Origin of the sequence: uncultured Senegalimassilia sp. (assembly GCF_934636665.1) — a bacterium.
Taxonomy (GTDB): domain Bacteria; phylum Actinomycetota; class Coriobacteriia; order Coriobacteriales; family Eggerthellaceae; genus Senegalimassilia.
Genome location: NZ_CAKUAT010000004.1, coordinates 52,802 through 67,746, shown reverse-complemented (window position 1 = coordinate 67,746; position 14,945 = coordinate 52,802). Strand labels below are relative to the sequence as shown.

Here is a 14,945-nt window from a genome sequence, read left to right as displayed (position 1 = left end):
TTGGTGCTTATGATGGGGTTGTTAGGCGGCAGCATTCTGGGTTTTGCGCAAGGTGCGCGACTTCATCAAGCCCAGCACGCGGCCCTTGGGTCACAGGGCCTGTTGCATGTCACCGCCTTATCCGATGGCGTACAGGGCGAATTCGGCGTTTCTTGCACAGCTCGCGTGCAGGCCGAAGGGTCTGGGCGATCGTTTACGGCGAAAGTTGCTTTCCCTGGTGAATTCAAGGCTCCAATGTATGGCCAGCGGTTCACCGGTTACGGTACGGTATCGGAGCTTTCGGAAGATCGTGCATTGTGGGGCTGGCAACGGGGCATTACTGCAAATATTAAGTTGAGAACTTGCGAGCGTGTTGTGCTTCAGGGTCCAGGTGCTGCGCTGTTGTCGTTTCGGGAACGTGCTGTGCGGGCGCTTACTGAACCGCTGCGCGGAGATTCTGGCCTTGCGGCTGCCATCGCCTGTGGATGGAGGGCCGATTTGCCGGAGACGGTATACCGGCAATTCCAGGTCAGCGGGCTTGCGCACGTGGTTGCGGTCTCGGGCGCCCATCTGTCTATCGTAGCCGCGCTTGTGGCCTCGATACTCGGTGCTTTGCGCTTTCCCAAACCGATTTCAATAGCTGCTCAAATCGCGTTGCTTGCCGCGTATCTGGCGCTTACCGCTATGCCAGCTTCCGCCATTCGAGCTACGCTTATGACGCTCGCCGGCATGACGTCGTGGACGGCCCGACGCCGGGCATCGTCGTTATCTGCGCTCGGATGCTGCATCGCTCTTATGATTGCCCTCGATGCCCAGGCGGCGTTGTCGTCTTCGTTCGCGTTGTCGGTTTTGGCCACGCTGGGAATCGTCGTGTTCGGTGGGTTGATCAACTCGTGGCTAAAGGCTTGCATGGGATGGTTGCCGGCTTTTATCCGCGAGGCATTGGCGTTGACGTTTGCCTCGTCGGTGCTTGCGACACCGTTTTCGGCGGCCTTGTTCAGCCAGCTTCCTTTAGCAGCTCCGATTGCCAACATCGCTATTGCGCCGCTTTTCGGTCCGGTATGCGCAGCCGGCATCATAGGGGCGGTTGCCTGCGCATTGCTGTCGTCGCCTGATATAGTTGCCTCCCTTGCTTGCGGGTGCGCTTCTTTGCTTCTCAAGGTTGTCCAGGCTTGTGCGTCGATTCCCTATGCGAGCATCCCGGTCGTTGCTCCCGCTTCGGTCTCGTTGCTTGTCGGTCTTGTGGTTTCGGTCGGGCTATGGCTGTGGTGGCCAAAGCCGGATCATCGTTATGTGTATCGGTTTCTATCGGTGACCGGCATCGTTTGCGTTATCGTGTTCGCCCTGTTGAAGGTGCCCATCGTCCATGGAGGCTACGAAATTGTCGCGCTTGATGTCGGACAAGGCGATGCCATCCTGATTCGCAGCGGTAAGCATTCGGTGTTGGTGGATACGGGAAATCAAGATACCTTGCTTCGCCAAGCCTTGGCGCGGCACCATATCGCCCGTCTTGACGCCCTTATCATCACGCATCCCGACGATGATCATATGGGATCGCTGGCGTCGCTTGACGGCGTGGTGCAGGTCGACCGCGTTCTTCTCGCGTGTGATGGCCTTACGTGCTCATGCGCATCCTGCGCAAAGCTCCGGGGACAAGCTGTATCGCTGGTGGGGAAGGAGCAGGTCACGGGCGTGTCGCAAGGAGATAAGCTTCGGTTCGGCGTTTTCGAATTCGCCTGCGTCTGGCCGGTTGCGTTCCGAGATGAAGGGGGTAATTGCGATAGCCTGTGCTTTACCGTCGACACCGATATCGATGGGGACGGCAGTCGGGAATGGCGAAGCTTGTTGGTGGGAGATGCCGAGCATGAGGAAGTGTCGGAAATGCTCTCCGCCGGCTTGATAGACGACGTCGACGTGTACAAGGTTGGACACCATGGGTCCAAAAACGCTCTGACGCAAGATCAGGCCGCTCTGTTGTCGCCGCAGGTTTCCCTCTGCTCGGTGGGAGAAAGAAACCGCTACGGACATCCTGCTGCATCGACGGTCGAGGCTCTTGAGAATGCAGGCAGTGCGGTGATGCGCACCGACGAGCACGGGGATGTGGCGTGCAGATTCGCCAAGGACCATATCAGCGTGAAAACGCTGCGGTAGAATAGCCTTATGACTGATTCGAAGAACAACCAATCCCTGCTTCCCGTGTACCTCATCACCGGTGAGGACGCCTTGAAGCGCGATGCCGTCATGAAGCGTCTTCGCGCGCGTTTGTCGAGCATGGGCGACCTGTCGTTCAACTCCGACGTGTTTGAAGGGCCCGAATTCACCGGCGATGACGTGGTCAATGCATGCAACACCATTCCGTTCGCATCTCCTGTCCGCTTGGTGGAGGTTCGGGATGCCGATAAACTGAAGAAGGCCGATTCGGAACCAATCGTCAGCTATTTGGATGCGCCTTGCGAGACCACCGTGCTCGCCCTTATCGCCGAAAAGCTTGCGAAGAACACGCGCCTGTACAAAGCGGTTGCCAAGCACGGCAAGACCGCGGTGATCGACTGCGCCCCGCCGAAGGCTCGCGACCTGCCCAAGCTGGTGCGTTCCATGGCGGTGGGGCATGGCGTCACGTTTTCGGAAGGCGCGGCCATCGCCCTTGTCAACTTGGTGGGTGAGGACACCGTTCACCTTGATGCCGAGATCAAGAAGGTGGCCCTTGCCCATTCCGGTACCGCTGCGGTTGGGGAACAAGAAGTTCGCTCGCTTGTCAGCCGCACTGCTGAGGTTAAGCCCTGGGAGTTCACGAACGCGTTCGCCGCGCGCGACACGGCAAAATGCCTGCTCGATTTGCAGCGTATGAAATCGGTATCGCCCCACGCGCTTCTTCCTATGTGCGTCACGCGCATCCGCGAGCTTATGTGCGCGCAAAGCCTTGCCGCCCGTGGGCAGGGGCGAGGGATAGCTGCCGCGCTTAAGCAGCCCGACTGGCGTGTGAAAAACCATGCGACATGGGCGCGGAAGTACACACCGCAGGAGTTGCGGCAGGCCCTTATCACCGCTCGTGATACCGAGCAGGCAATGAAAAGCGGCGGCGACCCTGATGAGGCATTCCGCGAATGGGTGGTGAACGTCACCGCGAAGCGGGGGTAATGGTGCGATTCGAGCCCGTTTTGCGTCATCGGTTCGTGCTCGAATACTTCGTTGATCGGGTGAGATGTGCGCATTCGATTCGAGCCCAGCCCACCCGATCATCGCGTTGGATGCGTATTTGTATAAAAAAGAAAGGCTCCGGAAATCCGGAGCCTTTCTTGATTCACCAGTAGGCGAGTTGCTATTCAGCAGCCTCTTCGCCCTCAGCGGCCTCAGCCTCAGCGGCGGCCTCGGCGGCAGCAGCCTCGGCGGCCTCCTTGGCCTTGCGCTCTGCGGCAGCGGCCTCGAGCTTCTGCTGCTCGGCAACGCGCTTGGCTTTCTCCTCGGCAGCAGCCTTGTAAGCGGCAGCCTTCTCAGCCTTGCGAGCCGCCTTCTTGGAGCCGGTGGCCTCCTGCTTCTTGGCCTCGGGCTTCACGTAAGCGGCGCGCACCTCGTCGGTGACGATGGTGTTGACGAGGGCCATCACGCCGGACTTGCGGTTAGCGGCCTGGTTCTTGTGGATAACGCCCTTGGAGACGGCCTTGTCGAGCAGACGGCAAGCGTACAGACCCTTGGCGTAAGCAGCGGTTGCGTCGCCGGCAGCAACGGCCTCACGTGCAGCGCGCACAGCGGTCTTCAGCTCGGACTTGATGGCGCGGTTACGCTGACGGGACTTCTCGTTGGTGATGTTGCGCTTCTTCTGGCTCTTGATGTTTGCCATTGTGAAACTCCTTCGCTCTAACGTGGTTTCGCCGTTTTCGGCTTGCTTTGCGCATTCGGCGCAGCTGCGAAGGAGTGGGTGAGATGCACAGGTGACGGATTGGCATATGCGATCAAGCGCTTAATACGCGTGATAAACGCATATGCGGGAATGGACAGGATTTCCCATTCAGCTAGCCAATCGGCCACCCGGCACCACGATGATCCTTCATGCAGCCTTGTCTGCGGAAGCCCTGCGTAGATTGCAAGGGCACGCATATGCCGGATACGCAATGAGATAGAATAGCCGATATCGCACGGTTTTGCACCTGTTGATTTGCAGTTGTGCAGAACAATGCACAACTCGATAGCACGTTTCATCCAAAAGGGGCTGAATAATGGGTATTCAAAAGGCTGTCATCTCCACAGGCGCTGTGTTTGCGCTTGCGATGGCGTTCGCGCTTGTCGGCTGCGGTTCTGGCCAACATGATGTTATCGACCAGGGGCAGGAATGCTCCAGCTGCCATTCGGGCGAGAAACAGGTTTACGACGTTGCCGCACCTTCGTCAGCCATTCAATCTAGCGGAACCGTATCCGTCAAAACCTCTGCCGAACAGGTTCTGGTCTGCAAACCTATCTTCGTTTCCCAGGACGGTTCAAAATTCGTCCCCGAGCAGGTTTCGTCGGCGAAGGTGGCCGACGGTTCAGCTCGGCTTCAGCTGTCCGAAGGCACATGGGCGATTTGCGTGAACGGGCAAAGCGTCAAAGCCCAGCTCGTCACGGTATCGCCGGATGCTTCAGGGCCCGCTGACGTGGAATTGTAGTGCTATGGCGGCAGGGAACGGCCGTCAGCTGGTAAAATAAGTTTCTATGCAAACATCATGGTTGCACGGCGGCAATACATCGTCCGCGGCGCGCTGACGCGCCTGGCAAGCCCGTCATGTAGCCGTCGCAATACTACGGCGTTAAGAAAGCAAGAGGGCACATGACCGACCCATCGCATATCCGAAACTTCAGCATTATCGCCCATATCGACCATGGTAAGTCCACGCTCTCCGATCGCGTCTTGGAGATGACCGGCACCGTGGCTCATCGCGACATGCAGGCCCAGCTGCTTGACAGCATGGACATCGAGCGCGAACGCGGCATCACCATCAAAAGCCAGGCCGTTCGCGTGAACTACACCGCTGATGATGGCGAAACCTACCAGTTCAACCTCATCGACACGCCGGGTCATGTCGACTTCACCTATGAGGTCAGCCGCAGCCTGGCCGCATGCGAAGGCGCCGTGCTCGTGGTCGACGCCACCCAGGGCGTCGAGGCGCAAACGGTGGCCAACGCCATGATGGCCATGAACGCCAACCTTGAGATCATCCCGCTCATCAACAAAATCGACCTCCCCAGTGCCGAACCCGAGCGCGTCAAGGCCGAGATCGAGGACGGTCTTGCCATCCCGGCCGACGATGCCGTGCTGGCAAGCGGCAAAACCGGCGTCGGCGTCCATGACCTGCTCGAGGCCGTGGTCTACAACATTCCCGCGCCCCAGGGCAACGCCGATGCGCCCCTGCGCGCGCTTATCTTCGATAGCTACTTCGATCCGTACCGCGGCGTCGTGGCGCTTGTGCGCGTGGTGGATGGCGCCATGCGCAAGGGCCAGAAGCTCAAGCTCATGGCCAGCGGCAAGATCATCTTGGCCGAAGAGGTGGGAGCGCGCCATCCCGCCGAGGAGCCGCTGCCACAGCTCGGCGTGGGCGAGGTCGGCTACCTGGTCACCGGCCTGAAGGACCTTTCCCAGGTGAAGGTGGGCGATACGCTCACGTTGGCCGAGGGCGGCGTCGACGAGCCCCTGCCGGGTTACCGCGAGGCCAAGCCCATGGTGTATACCGGCCTGTTCCCCATCGACTCCGACCAGTACGAGCCGCTCAAAGAGGCGCTTGAGAAACTGTCGCTCAACGACCCGGCGCTTATTTGGGAGCCTGAGAAGTCCCATGCGCTCGGTTTCGGTTTCCGCGTAGGCTTTTTGGGCCTGCTGCATATGGAAGTGGTCAAGGAGCGCCTGGAGCGCGAGTTCAACCTGGACCTGCTGGCCACCGCGCCTTCCGTGGAGTATCACGTGTTCCGCCAAGGCGGCGAGATGATCAGCCTGCATTCCCCGCAGGAGATGCCCGACCCCGGCGAGATCGAGCGCATTGAGGAGCCTTACTTGAAGGCGAAGATCCTCATCCCGCCCGATTACGTCGGAGCCGTCATGGACCTCACCGTTGCGCGCCGCGGCACGTTCGTCACCATGAATTACCTGTCGCAGCACACGGTGGAAATGCTGTGGGAGATCCCGCTGTCCGAGCTCATCATGGACTATTTCGACAAGCTCAAGTCCAATACCAAAGGCTACGCCAGCCTTGATTACGATTTCGATGGGTACAAGCCGTCGAACCTGGTAAAACTCGATATCCTGCTTTCCGGCAAGCCCATCGACGCGCTCAGCTTCATCGTGCATCGCGATAAAGCCTACGATCGCGGCCGCGTGCTCACCGAGAAGCTCAAGGAGATCATCCCTCGTCAGATGTTCGAGGTTCCCATTCAGGCCGCCATCGGCGGGCGCGTGCTTGCGCGCGAAACGGTGAAGGCCAAGCGCAAGGACGTGCTTGCGAAGTGCTACGGCGGCGACATCAGCCGCAAGCGCAAGCTGCTCGAGAAGCAGAAGCAGGGCAAGAAGCGCATGAAGGCCATCGGCAACGTCGAGGTGCCGCAAGAGGCGTTCATGGCTATTTTGAAGGTCGACGATTAGGGGCTGTTGCGGAATATGGGCGCAAAGCGCGACGAATACAACTGGTTGGACGACGCGTTCGACGATAAGAAGGCTCGCGAAGAGCTCGAGCGGGCGCAGCGCGGCGGTACGAAGGCCGCAGGATTGGGCTGCATCGTGGTAGTGATCGCCCTTATCGTGCTGCTCGGCTTCACGCTGGTTTCCGGCGTGAGCATCTTGTCTGCGATGTAGGGCGGGCGCATGTACGATTTCTTTAATCGCCATCGCCTGCTGCTTGCACCCATGGCGGGCGTTTCGGACATGGCGTTTCGCACGCTGTGCCGCCAGCAGGGTGCCGATCTGACGTATACCGAAATGGTTTCCGCCAAGGGCCTTTCCTATGCCAACGAGAAAACGCGTCATCTGCTTGATTTGGCGCAAGGCGAGGATATGGTTGCCGTGCAGCTGTTCGGCCATGAGCCCGACACCATGGCTTCTCAAGCTGCTTGGATCGAGCAGGTCATGGGCGAGAATCTTGCCTATATCGACATCAACATGGGTTGCCCCGCGCGCAAGATCGTCACGAAAGGCGATGGCAGCGCGCTTATGCGCGATCCGGACCTGGCCGCCTCCATCGTGTCTGCGGTAAGCCGGGCGGTGGAACATCCCGTTACCGTGAAGTTTCGCCGTGGTTGGGCCATGGGCTGCGAAACTGCGCCCGAATTCGCGGTTCGCATGCAGGATGCCGGGGCCGCTGCGGTTGCGGTGCACGGCCGTTATGCCGAGCAGCTGTATCGCGGGTGCGCTGATTGGGGCGTCATTGCGCGCGTCAAGCAGGCGGTGGATGTGCCCGTGGTCGGCAACGGCGACGTCAAATGCGGCGCAGATGCCGTGGCTATTACCCGGCAAACCGGCTGCGATGCCGTTATGATCGCACGAGCCGCTGAAGGCAATCCCTGGATATTCTCCCAGGCCGCAGCGGCGCTTGCAGGCTTGCCGGAGCCTGCCGCGCCCACCGTCGAGGAGCGCATCGCCATGGCTCGCCGCCATGCGCGGCTGCTTGCGCAGCGCGAAGGGCGCAATATCGTGCGCATGCGCAAGCACGCCATGTGGTATATGACGGGCCTTCCCGGTGCCGCTGCGGCGCGTGGGAAGATCAACGCCTGCGTGGGCGTGGACGATTTCGACGCTGTGTTCGACGAGCTGCTCGAGATTGCGGGAAGCCATGCATAATCCCTATCGTGCGCTGTACCTGCATCTGCCGTTTTGCGTGAAGCGTTGCAGCTATTGCGATTTCGCCACCGCCGCCGTGCCCGCCGACAGCCCGCAAATCGACGAGTACGTGGAAGATCTGTGCCTGCAAATCCGCCGCAAGTCAAAAGAAGGGGAGCTCGGCAACATCTCGACGGTGTATCTGGGCGGCGGCACTCCTTCCCATGTGGGTATGCCGCGGCTCTCTATGTTGCTTTATACCCTAGGGCTTTCCATGCGTTTGGAACCCGATGTGGAATGCACCATGGAGGCGAACCCTGAAAGCCTGACACCTTCCATGGTCCGCGATATTTGGGCGCTTGGCGTGAACAGGCTCTCCATCGGCGTGCAAAGCTTCGACGATCACGTGCTTGAAATTTTGGGACGCGCCCATGATGCGCAAGGGGCGAAGCGGGCTGTTGCATGCGCGCGGGAGAGGTTCGAAAACGTCAGCGTCGACCTTATGTGCGGTATACCCGGGCAAAGCATCGAGTCATTCGAGGACAGCGTTCGAACGGCCATTGATTGCGGAGTTTCCCACATCAGCGTGTACCCGCTCACCATCGAGCCGCATACTCCCTTCGATGCCATGGTCTTATCCGGACAGCTTGCCGAACCCGATGATGACGTCGAGGCCGAGCATATGCAGGCGGCGGAGCGCATCCTCTCGCAGGCCGGATACGCACGGTACGAAGTGGCAAGCTACGCGAAACCCGGGTTCGAGTGCCGTCACAACATCGCGTACTGGACCGGCGTTCCTTACCTTGGCCTGGGGCGCAGCGCGGCCAGCATGACTCAGAACGCCGAGCGACGCATGCGCGTGCAGGACGGACAGGTCACCGATGATCTTGATGCTAGGGAAATGGCTGCTGAAGACATGATGCTCGGCATGCGTATGTCGCAGGGTGTCTCGGACGAACTGGTGCAGCGGGCCGCACAGCTGCTTCCTAAGACCCCGGCGACGTTTGATACGCTTGCCGAGCAAGGGCTGTGCGAGCACGTTGACGGACGCTGGCGCCCCACCGAACGCGGGTGGTTGTGCGGCAATCAGCTCTACGGCGCCCTGTTCGATCTAGCATGAGAGTGTCCGTTTCTTACGATTCGGTGCAATATTTAGCACTCCCATCATCTCGCTGCTAATATTAGCAGTTACGAAATAATTATACCGTAGTGGGTGAAAGGATGGTGGGGAAGCGTGCTTTCGGATAGGCGTCAAAAAGTGCTTGCAGCGCTCATTGAGGAATACGTCGCGCGCGCTCTGCCGGTAGGTTCGCGCACGCTTACCGAACGTTATCAGCTCGGCGTAAGCCCTGCGACCGTGCGCAACGAGCTTTCGGTTCTCGAGGACGGTGGCTATATCGCCCAGCCCCACACCTCTGCGGGCAGGATCCCCACCGATCAAGGCTACCGCGCTTTCGTCGACGACCTGCTCTCTCAGGAAGGCGGCGAACAAGAGGACGAGCGTTGCCAGGAGGCGGCGGACAAACTCAGGAAAAGCGCTTCGGAGCTTGACGATCTGGTCGAGCAAACCTCCGAAGCCCTAACGCGCCTTACCGACTGCCTGTCCATCGTGCTTGCCCCGTCGGTGCTTGATCTGCACATCAAGCAGCTTTCGCTCATCTCGCTGACGCCCACCAACGCGCTCGTTGTGGTGGTCACCGAAGACGGCCAGGTCTTCAACCGCCATATGGATTTCGCCGAAGAGGTCTCCAGTGACGAGTTGGCCCGCGTGCAGCATCTGCTCAACGAGGTGTTCGGCGGCAACACGCTGCACGATATCGAGCACGGCTTGGGCCGGGGCATGTCGGAGGCGTTCGCCGACCCGCTTGTGCGCATGACGCTCGACGAGGTGCTTTCATGCTTGCGGGAAGGCGAGGGCTCTCGCGCCCATAGCCTGGGGTTCAGTTCGCTTCTGTCCCAGCCCGAGTTCAGCCAGTCGCAGGCGGTGCTCCCTGTCATGCAGGTGCTCGAGGATGACACGGTGCTGTTGCACATCCTTGACGATACGGCATGCCAAACCGACGGCAGGCCCACGGTGCGCATCGGCTCGGAGAACCAGGCCTCCGAGCTGTCCGGCGTATCGGTTGTGGCCAGTCGCTACGGTCGCGGAGATTCCGCCGGCGTGGTGGCGGTCATCGGCCCTACGCGCATGGACTATTCGAAGGTATTACGCGCGGTCCGCATCGCGGGCACTGCGCTCGGTGATTTGTAGGAACCCGGCAGGATAGCCCGCCGGGCAATGGAAAGGTGGAAATGGCCGCTATGGCGAAGGACTTGTACGAAGTTCTCGGCGTCTCCCGTGACGCCACGGAGGCGGATATCAAGAAGGCGTTTCGCCGAAAGGCGCGCGAACTGCACCCCGATGTGAACAAGGCCCCCGATGCCGAGGACCAGTTCAAAGAGCTCAACGAAGCCTACGACGTGCTCAGCGATGCGAACAAGCGCGCGCAGTACGACCGGTTCGGCACCGTTTCCGGAGCGGCAGGCGGCGGCAGCAGCGGCTATGTCGACTTCGATGACCTGTTCGGCGGTGGATTCGGCGATATCTTCAGCAGCTTTTTCGGCGGCGGTGGCGCTGGCGGCGCCCGTCAGCAGCGCACCGATGGGCGCGACATGGGCGTCGGCCTGCGCCTGACACTTGAGGAAGTGGCAACCGGTGCCAAGAAGGAGATCGTTTATGATCGTCTGGCCCCGTGCGCTGATTGCGACGGGTCGGGCATGGCCGAAGGCGGCAAGCAGGTCACCTGCCCTGAGTGCGGCGGCAAAGGCCGTGTGGTTACCGTGCAGCATACGTTCTTGGGCGATATGCAGACGGCAACCACCTGCAGCAAATGCAACGGCACCGGTCAAACCATCGACAATCCGTGCCCCGAATGCGGCGGTCAAGGGCGCGTGCCCGATCGTCAGCGTGTCACCGTGGAGGTCCCCGTCGGCATTCGCGATTCTCAGCAGCTGCGCCTTACCGGTTTCGGCGAGGCGGGTTTGCGCGGGGCGGCCTCCGGCGACCTTATCGTCACGTGCCGCATTCAGCCGCATGAGTTCTTCGAGCGCGATGGCGACGACCTGCATTGCCGCGCCAACGTGTCCATCGTCCAGGCAACGCTCGGGTCCGAAATCGAGGTCGACGGCATCTTCGAAGACGAGAAGGTCAAGGTCCGCATTCCCGAAGGCCTGCAAAACGATCAGATCGTGCGCGTGAAGGGCTTCGGCATGCCGCGTTTCCGCAGCGAGGCACGTGGTGATATGTACGTCCATGTCACCGTGGCGGTTCCGAAGAAGGTCACGAAGAAGCAGCGAGAGCTTCTCGAGCAGCTCGCCCACGAAATGGGAGAGGACGTTGCCGAGGCCCGCACGCCGCTGCAGAAACTGCGCGACAAGTTCAATTAGTCCGCTTTCCCGCTCAGCGTTCGAGTGGGAAAGCTCGTGCTCGACGCTTTGCGCAATCGTGTATCGAACGGTTGCGCAAAGCGTTTTCGTTCCGGTTCGCGTTTCGTTCAACCATTCAACCGTCGGCAGCTTTCGAGTGCTGGCCGTTGCGCTGCCCGTCATGCAGGGTTTCGGACAACCGCACCGGAAGTGCTCGCATTCGTTCAATATGTCCTATGCTCGCAGATAAGGATTCCCGTGTCGCTTCCTCAGTTTTTCCTCGATGAACAGGTTCTGGCCGATGAGGTCCAAGAACGGTTCCCGTTGGCGCTTTCGCGCGATGATGCGAAGCATGCCAAGGTTTTGCGTCTCGATCCCGGAGAGCACATCGCCGTGGTGGATGCTGCTTCGGACTACTTTGAATGCGAGATCGAGTCCTTCGATGGCGTTACGCCCATCGTCGTCATCTCGGGTCATCTTGATGGCAAGCCGCTTGCTGCACATGTTTGCTTGGTGCAAGGTCTTGCCAAGGGAGACAAGATGGAAACGGTCATCCGCCATGCTACCGAGCTGGGTGTTTCCGAATTCATTCCCTTCGCTGCTTCAAGAAGCATCATGAAGATCGATGCGAAGAAGGCGGCGTCCAAAACCGAGCGGTGGCAAGCTATTGCGAAAAGCGCCGCCATGCAATCGGGGCAAACCCACCTTGCGCATGTGCATCAGCCCATGAAGCTTGCGCAGCTGAAAGAGGTACTTGCAACCTTTGATGCCGTTCTCGTGTGTTGGGAGGAGGCTCCCGGCACCGCTTTGCTGCGCGATGCCCTCCGTCCGGCATCTCTCAATGCAACTGTGGATCGTCTTGCCCGGATTGCGGTTGTGGTGGGCCCTGAAGGTGGGCTCGCTCAAGAAGAGGTCGACGCTATTTTGGCGTGCAACGCACATGCGAGCATGGTTTCGCTTGGGTCCTCGATCCTGCGCACCGAAACCGCCGGTATCGTGGCGCCTGCTTTGGTGCTTTATGAAATGGGCGGCATGGGGGCAGGTGAGCGCGCATGAACTTCGCCATCGTCAATCTCGGGTGCAAGGTGAATCGAGTGGAATCCGATTCGTTCGCCTCCGGTCTGCTTGCGCGCGGCGGTTTGGAAACTGGTCCCGATACCGCCGATGTGGTGGTAGTCAACACGTGCACCGTCACCGGGGAGGCGGAAAAGAAAACGCGCAAGGCCGTCAGGCAGGTTTTGCGCGCCAATCCCAGCTCGAATGTGGTGGTGACGGGCTGCGCCGCCGCCATTGATGCTGACGCGTTCACGTCCATGGACCCTGCTCGAGTGCATATCGCCGGAAAGCTGCAGGTCGATGATGTGCTCGACCGCCTGGTCGGGCCTATCGGCCACGGGACGATGCCGCTTGCGGTCGGCGATGGCTTCAGAACGCGCGTAGGTGTGAAGGTGCAGGACGGTTGCAATAACGCATGCACGTATTGCATTGTGCACGTTGCTCGCGGGCGAGCTTCCAGCCGCCCTGCTCAGGCGGTCATTTCCGAGTGCCTCGCCCTTGCGCGCGAAGGCGTTCGCGAGATCGTCCTCACCGGCATCAACTTGGGCTCTTGGCGCGAGCGGGGCGAAAACGGCTGGGATCGCCTTGATGCGCTGCTTGAGCGCTTGCTTGCCGAAACCGCCGACATTCATGAGGTCGACGAGCCCCCTTGCCGGTTCCGTATCTCCAGCATCGAGCCCCGCGATGTCTCCGATGAGCTGATCAGTCTGATGGTCCGGTCGGAAGGGCGTATTTGCCGTCATCTGCACCTGCCTTTGCAGTCGGGCAACTCGAAGGTGCTGCGAGAAATGCATCGTCCTTACAGCGCCGAGTACTTTGAAGAGCTTGTCGAAAAGCTGTATACGGCTATGCCCATGCTCTCGCTTTCCACCGACATCATCTGCGGATTTCCGGGCGAAACCGACCAGGAGTTCAACGATACCGTGGAGCTGACAAAGCGATGCAGGTTCACGAAGATCCACGTGTTCCCATACTCTAAGCGCCAGGGAACGCCTGCCGTCGAACGCGTCGATCAGGTGGAGCCTGGGGTACGTGCGGCGCGCGCGAAGCGTTTGCGCGAGGTCGCCGAGGCCCTTCGCGCCCAGCAACTGTCGGGCCGCGCCGGAACGACGGAGCTCGCATTGGTGGAGGAGGCCGGGCAGGCTATGACGGAAAGCTATTTCGAGGTGCCGGCTCCCCAAAACGCTCGCGTCGGGCAATTGGTTGCCGTCAGCCTGTAGCTTGTGCGCTACATGTGCGCCCTTCGCGTGCGCGGGGCAACCGCGAACGGGCGTGCTATACTTGCAGGCATGACAGATTCAACGCATATCACGCTCACCGCGCCGCCAACCGTGAACATGGCGCTTGTGGTGGGAGCTGGCGATTGCCTGCTCCATATAATCGAAGAGGCGTTCGATGCGCGTATCACGGTACGCGGCGATTCGGTTGTGCTCGAAGGCGATCCGGTCGAGGTGCAATCCCTTATGGCGCTCTTCTCCGAACTTTTCAAATTCGTCGAAGGCGGTGGAACCCCCGATCAGGGGTTCATCCAGCGCGCGCTCGATCTTCTGCGCACGGCCGAGTTCACCCCCTCTATGCTTCGCGAGGATATCCTGCTTACGTACCGCGGGCGTGCCATCAGGCCGAAAACCGCCGGACAGAAGCATTATGTGGACGCCATCCGCAAAAACACCATCACCTTCGGCATCGGGCCGGCGGGCACCGGTAAAACCTACCTTGCCATGGCTATGGCCGTTGCCGCGCTCAAGCGCAAGGAAGTTGGGCGCATCATCCTCACGCGTCCCGTTGTCGAGGCGGGGGAGAACCTGGGTTTTCTTCCCGGTTCCTTGAACGAGAAGGTTGATCCCTACATCCGCCCGCTCTACGACGCTTTGTTCGACATGACCGATATGGAGCGCGCGCAGCAGCTCATCGAGAGCAACGTCATCGAAATCGCGCCTTTGGCTTTCATGCGCGGGCGAACGCTCAACGACAGCTTCGTCATCCTGGACGAAGCGCAGAATACCACGCCTGAGCAGATGAAGATGTTCCTTACGCGCCTTGGGTTCGGGTCGAAGATGGTCATCACCGGCGATATCACCCAGCTCGACTTGCCGCGCGGCGTTTCGGGCTTGAAGGGCATCGAAGATATCCTTGGCGGTATCGAGGGCGTGTCGTTTTGCAGATTCTCGGGTAAGGATGTGGTTCGCCACTCGCTTGTGGCGGCCATCGTTTCGGCGTACGACCGCGCACAGGCCGACGCCATGCAGAAGAAGGGCAGCAATGGACGTTCAAATCAACTATGATTACCGCGGCGATGACCTAAAGGACATGCCGCTTATCGAGCTTGCGCAGTTCGTGCTCGAGCATCAGGAGAAGCCTCAGAACACCGAGGTGTCCTTGAGTTTCGTCACCGACGACGAGATCGCCCACCTCAACGAGCAGTATCGCGGAAAGGAAGGGCCCACCGACGTTCTGTCCTTCGAATGCGACGGCGTCGAGGACGAGCTTTCCGATATCGTTCCCGCAGGCTTCGGCGATGTCTACGAACTGGGAGACGTCGTCATCGCGCCGGATGTGGCCGAGCGCCAAACCCATGAGTTCGGCACCACGTTCGAGCAGGAGGTCAGCTTGCTGTTCGTTCACGGTCTGTTGCATCTGTGCGGTTACGATCACATCGTCGAGGAGGATGCCAAGGTCATGGAGGCCTTAGAGGATGAGATTTTGGCCGCCTGGAATGCGCGATAACGGC

The 14,945-nt window shown here is 60.1% G+C and carries 13 protein-coding genes and 1 pseudogene; 13 read left to right on the top strand and 1 reads right to left on the bottom strand.

The annotated features are described in order from the left end of the window. Window positions 1-9: 9 nt before the first annotated feature. Together Q0G75_RS02360 and holA are read left to right on the top strand one after the other, a co-directional pair. The gene (locus tag Q0G75_RS02360) at window positions 10-2,130 is read left to right on the top strand and encodes a DNA internalization-related competence protein ComEC/Rec2 (protein WP_294414711.1); all 2,121 of its coding nucleotides are present in this window, start codon (window positions 10-12) and stop codon (window positions 2,128-2,130) included. A 9-nt stretch (window positions 2,131-2,139) separates the two neighbouring features. Next, window positions 2,140-3,117: a DNA polymerase III subunit delta gene (gene holA / locus Q0G75_RS02355; protein ID WP_294414710.1), complete on the top strand. Its 978-nt coding sequence runs from the start codon at window positions 2,140-2,142 to the stop codon at window positions 3,115-3,117. A 442-nt stretch (window positions 3,118-3,559) separates the two neighbouring features. Here the strand turns inward: holA and rpsT are convergent. Continuing rightward, window positions 3,560-3,817, bottom strand: a pseudogene (rpsT, locus tag Q0G75_RS02350) (30S ribosomal protein S20); the annotation flags it as partial. 376 nt (window positions 3,818-4,193) lie between these two features. Between rpsT and Q0G75_RS02345 the strand changes: the two are divergent. The 11 genes from Q0G75_RS02345 (at window position 4,194) to ybeY (ending at window position 14,941) form a co-directional block, all read left to right on the top strand. Next, complete coding sequence (locus tag Q0G75_RS02345; protein ID WP_294414709.1) at window positions 4,194-4,619, top strand: hypothetical protein; 426 nt, start codon at window positions 4,194-4,196, stop codon at window positions 4,617-4,619. 161 nt (window positions 4,620-4,780) lie between these two features. Next, on the top strand, window positions 4,781-6,583 hold the full coding sequence (gene lepA / locus Q0G75_RS02340) for a translation elongation factor 4 (protein WP_294164171.1): 1,803 nt from the start codon (window positions 4,781-4,783) through the stop codon (window positions 6,581-6,583). Window positions 6,584-6,598: 15 nt separating this feature from the next. Then, complete coding sequence (locus Q0G75_RS02335; RefSeq protein WP_294414708.1) at window positions 6,599-6,793, top strand: hypothetical protein; 195 nt, start codon at window positions 6,599-6,601, stop codon at window positions 6,791-6,793. A gap of 9 nt (window positions 6,794-6,802) precedes the next feature. Beyond that, window positions 6,803-7,774 carry a tRNA dihydrouridine synthase DusB gene (gene dusB / locus Q0G75_RS02330; RefSeq protein WP_294414707.1) on the top strand — a complete coding sequence of 324 codons (972 nt, stop codon included), beginning with the start codon at window positions 6,803-6,805 and terminating at the stop codon, window positions 7,772-7,774. Then, window positions 7,767-8,873 carry a radical SAM family heme chaperone HemW gene (hemW, locus tag Q0G75_RS02325; protein ID WP_294414706.1) on the top strand — a complete coding sequence of 369 codons (1,107 nt, stop codon included), beginning with the start codon at window positions 7,767-7,769 and terminating at the stop codon, window positions 8,871-8,873. Before dusB ends, hemW begins: the two co-directional genes overlap by 8 nt. Window positions 8,874-8,987: 114 nt before the next feature. Then, window positions 8,988-10,004 carry a heat-inducible transcriptional repressor HrcA gene (gene hrcA / locus Q0G75_RS02320; protein WP_294414705.1) on the top strand — a complete coding sequence of 339 codons (1,017 nt, stop codon included), beginning with the start codon at window positions 8,988-8,990 and terminating at the stop codon, window positions 10,002-10,004. 50 nt (window positions 10,005-10,054) lie between these two features. Then, the gene (dnaJ, locus tag Q0G75_RS02315) at window positions 10,055-11,179 is read left to right on the top strand and encodes a molecular chaperone DnaJ (protein ID WP_294414704.1); all 1,125 of its coding nucleotides are present in this window, start codon (window positions 10,055-10,057) and stop codon (window positions 11,177-11,179) included. Window positions 11,180-11,215: 36 nt separating this feature from the next. Beyond that, on the top strand, window positions 11,216-12,214 hold the full coding sequence (locus Q0G75_RS02310; protein WP_294414703.1) for a 16S rRNA (uracil(1498)-N(3))-methyltransferase: 999 nt from the start codon (window positions 11,216-11,218) through the stop codon (window positions 12,212-12,214). Next, window positions 12,211-13,434: a MiaB/RimO family radical SAM methylthiotransferase gene (locus Q0G75_RS02305; RefSeq protein ID WP_294414702.1), complete on the top strand. Its 1,224-nt coding sequence runs from the start codon at window positions 12,211-12,213 to the stop codon at window positions 13,432-13,434. The genes Q0G75_RS02310 and Q0G75_RS02305 overlap by 4 nt, the downstream gene beginning before the upstream one ends. Before the next feature lie 69 nt (window positions 13,435-13,503). Next, the gene (locus Q0G75_RS02300; protein WP_294414701.1) at window positions 13,504-14,499 is read left to right on the top strand and encodes a PhoH family protein; all 996 of its coding nucleotides are present in this window, start codon (window positions 13,504-13,506) and stop codon (window positions 14,497-14,499) included. Next, window positions 14,477-14,941 carry an rRNA maturation RNase YbeY gene (gene ybeY / locus Q0G75_RS02295; RefSeq protein ID WP_294414700.1) on the top strand — a complete coding sequence of 155 codons (465 nt, stop codon included), beginning with the start codon at window positions 14,477-14,479 and terminating at the stop codon, window positions 14,939-14,941. Before Q0G75_RS02300 ends, ybeY begins: the two co-directional genes overlap by 23 nt. Window positions 14,942-14,945 lie beyond the last annotated feature (4 nt).

Excerpts from the sequence above, each read along its gene's own strand:
- dnaJ (WP_294414704.1), top strand. The coding sequence starts at position 10,055 with ATGGCGAAGGACTTGTACGAAGTTCTCGGCGTCTCCCGTGACGCCACG.
- ybeY (WP_294414700.1), top strand. The coding sequence starts at position 14,477 with ATGGACGTTCAAATCAACTATGATTACCGCGGCGATGACCTAAAGGAC.
- holA (WP_294414710.1), top strand. The coding sequence starts at position 2,140 with ATGACTGATTCGAAGAACAACCAATCCCTGCTTCCCGTGTACCTCATC.
- Q0G75_RS02345 (WP_294414709.1), top strand. The coding sequence starts at position 4,194 with ATGGGTATTCAAAAGGCTGTCATCTCCACAGGCGCTGTGTTTGCGCTT.
- dusB (WP_294414707.1), top strand. The coding sequence starts at position 6,803 with ATGTACGATTTCTTTAATCGCCATCGCCTGCTGCTTGCACCCATGGCG.
- Q0G75_RS02335 (WP_294414708.1), top strand. The coding sequence starts at position 6,599 with ATGGGCGCAAAGCGCGACGAATACAACTGGTTGGACGACGCGTTCGAC.
- Q0G75_RS02305 (WP_294414702.1), top strand. The coding sequence starts at position 12,211 with ATGAACTTCGCCATCGTCAATCTCGGGTGCAAGGTGAATCGAGTGGAA.
- lepA (WP_294164171.1), top strand. The coding sequence starts at position 4,781 with ATGACCGACCCATCGCATATCCGAAACTTCAGCATTATCGCCCATATC.
- hemW (WP_294414706.1), top strand. The coding sequence starts at position 7,767 with ATGCATAATCCCTATCGTGCGCTGTACCTGCATCTGCCGTTTTGCGTG.
- Q0G75_RS02360 (WP_294414711.1), top strand. The coding sequence starts at position 10 with ATGATGGGGTTGTTAGGCGGCAGCATTCTGGGTTTTGCGCAAGGTGCG.
- Q0G75_RS02300 (WP_294414701.1), top strand. The coding sequence starts at position 13,504 with ATGACAGATTCAACGCATATCACGCTCACCGCGCCGCCAACCGTGAAC.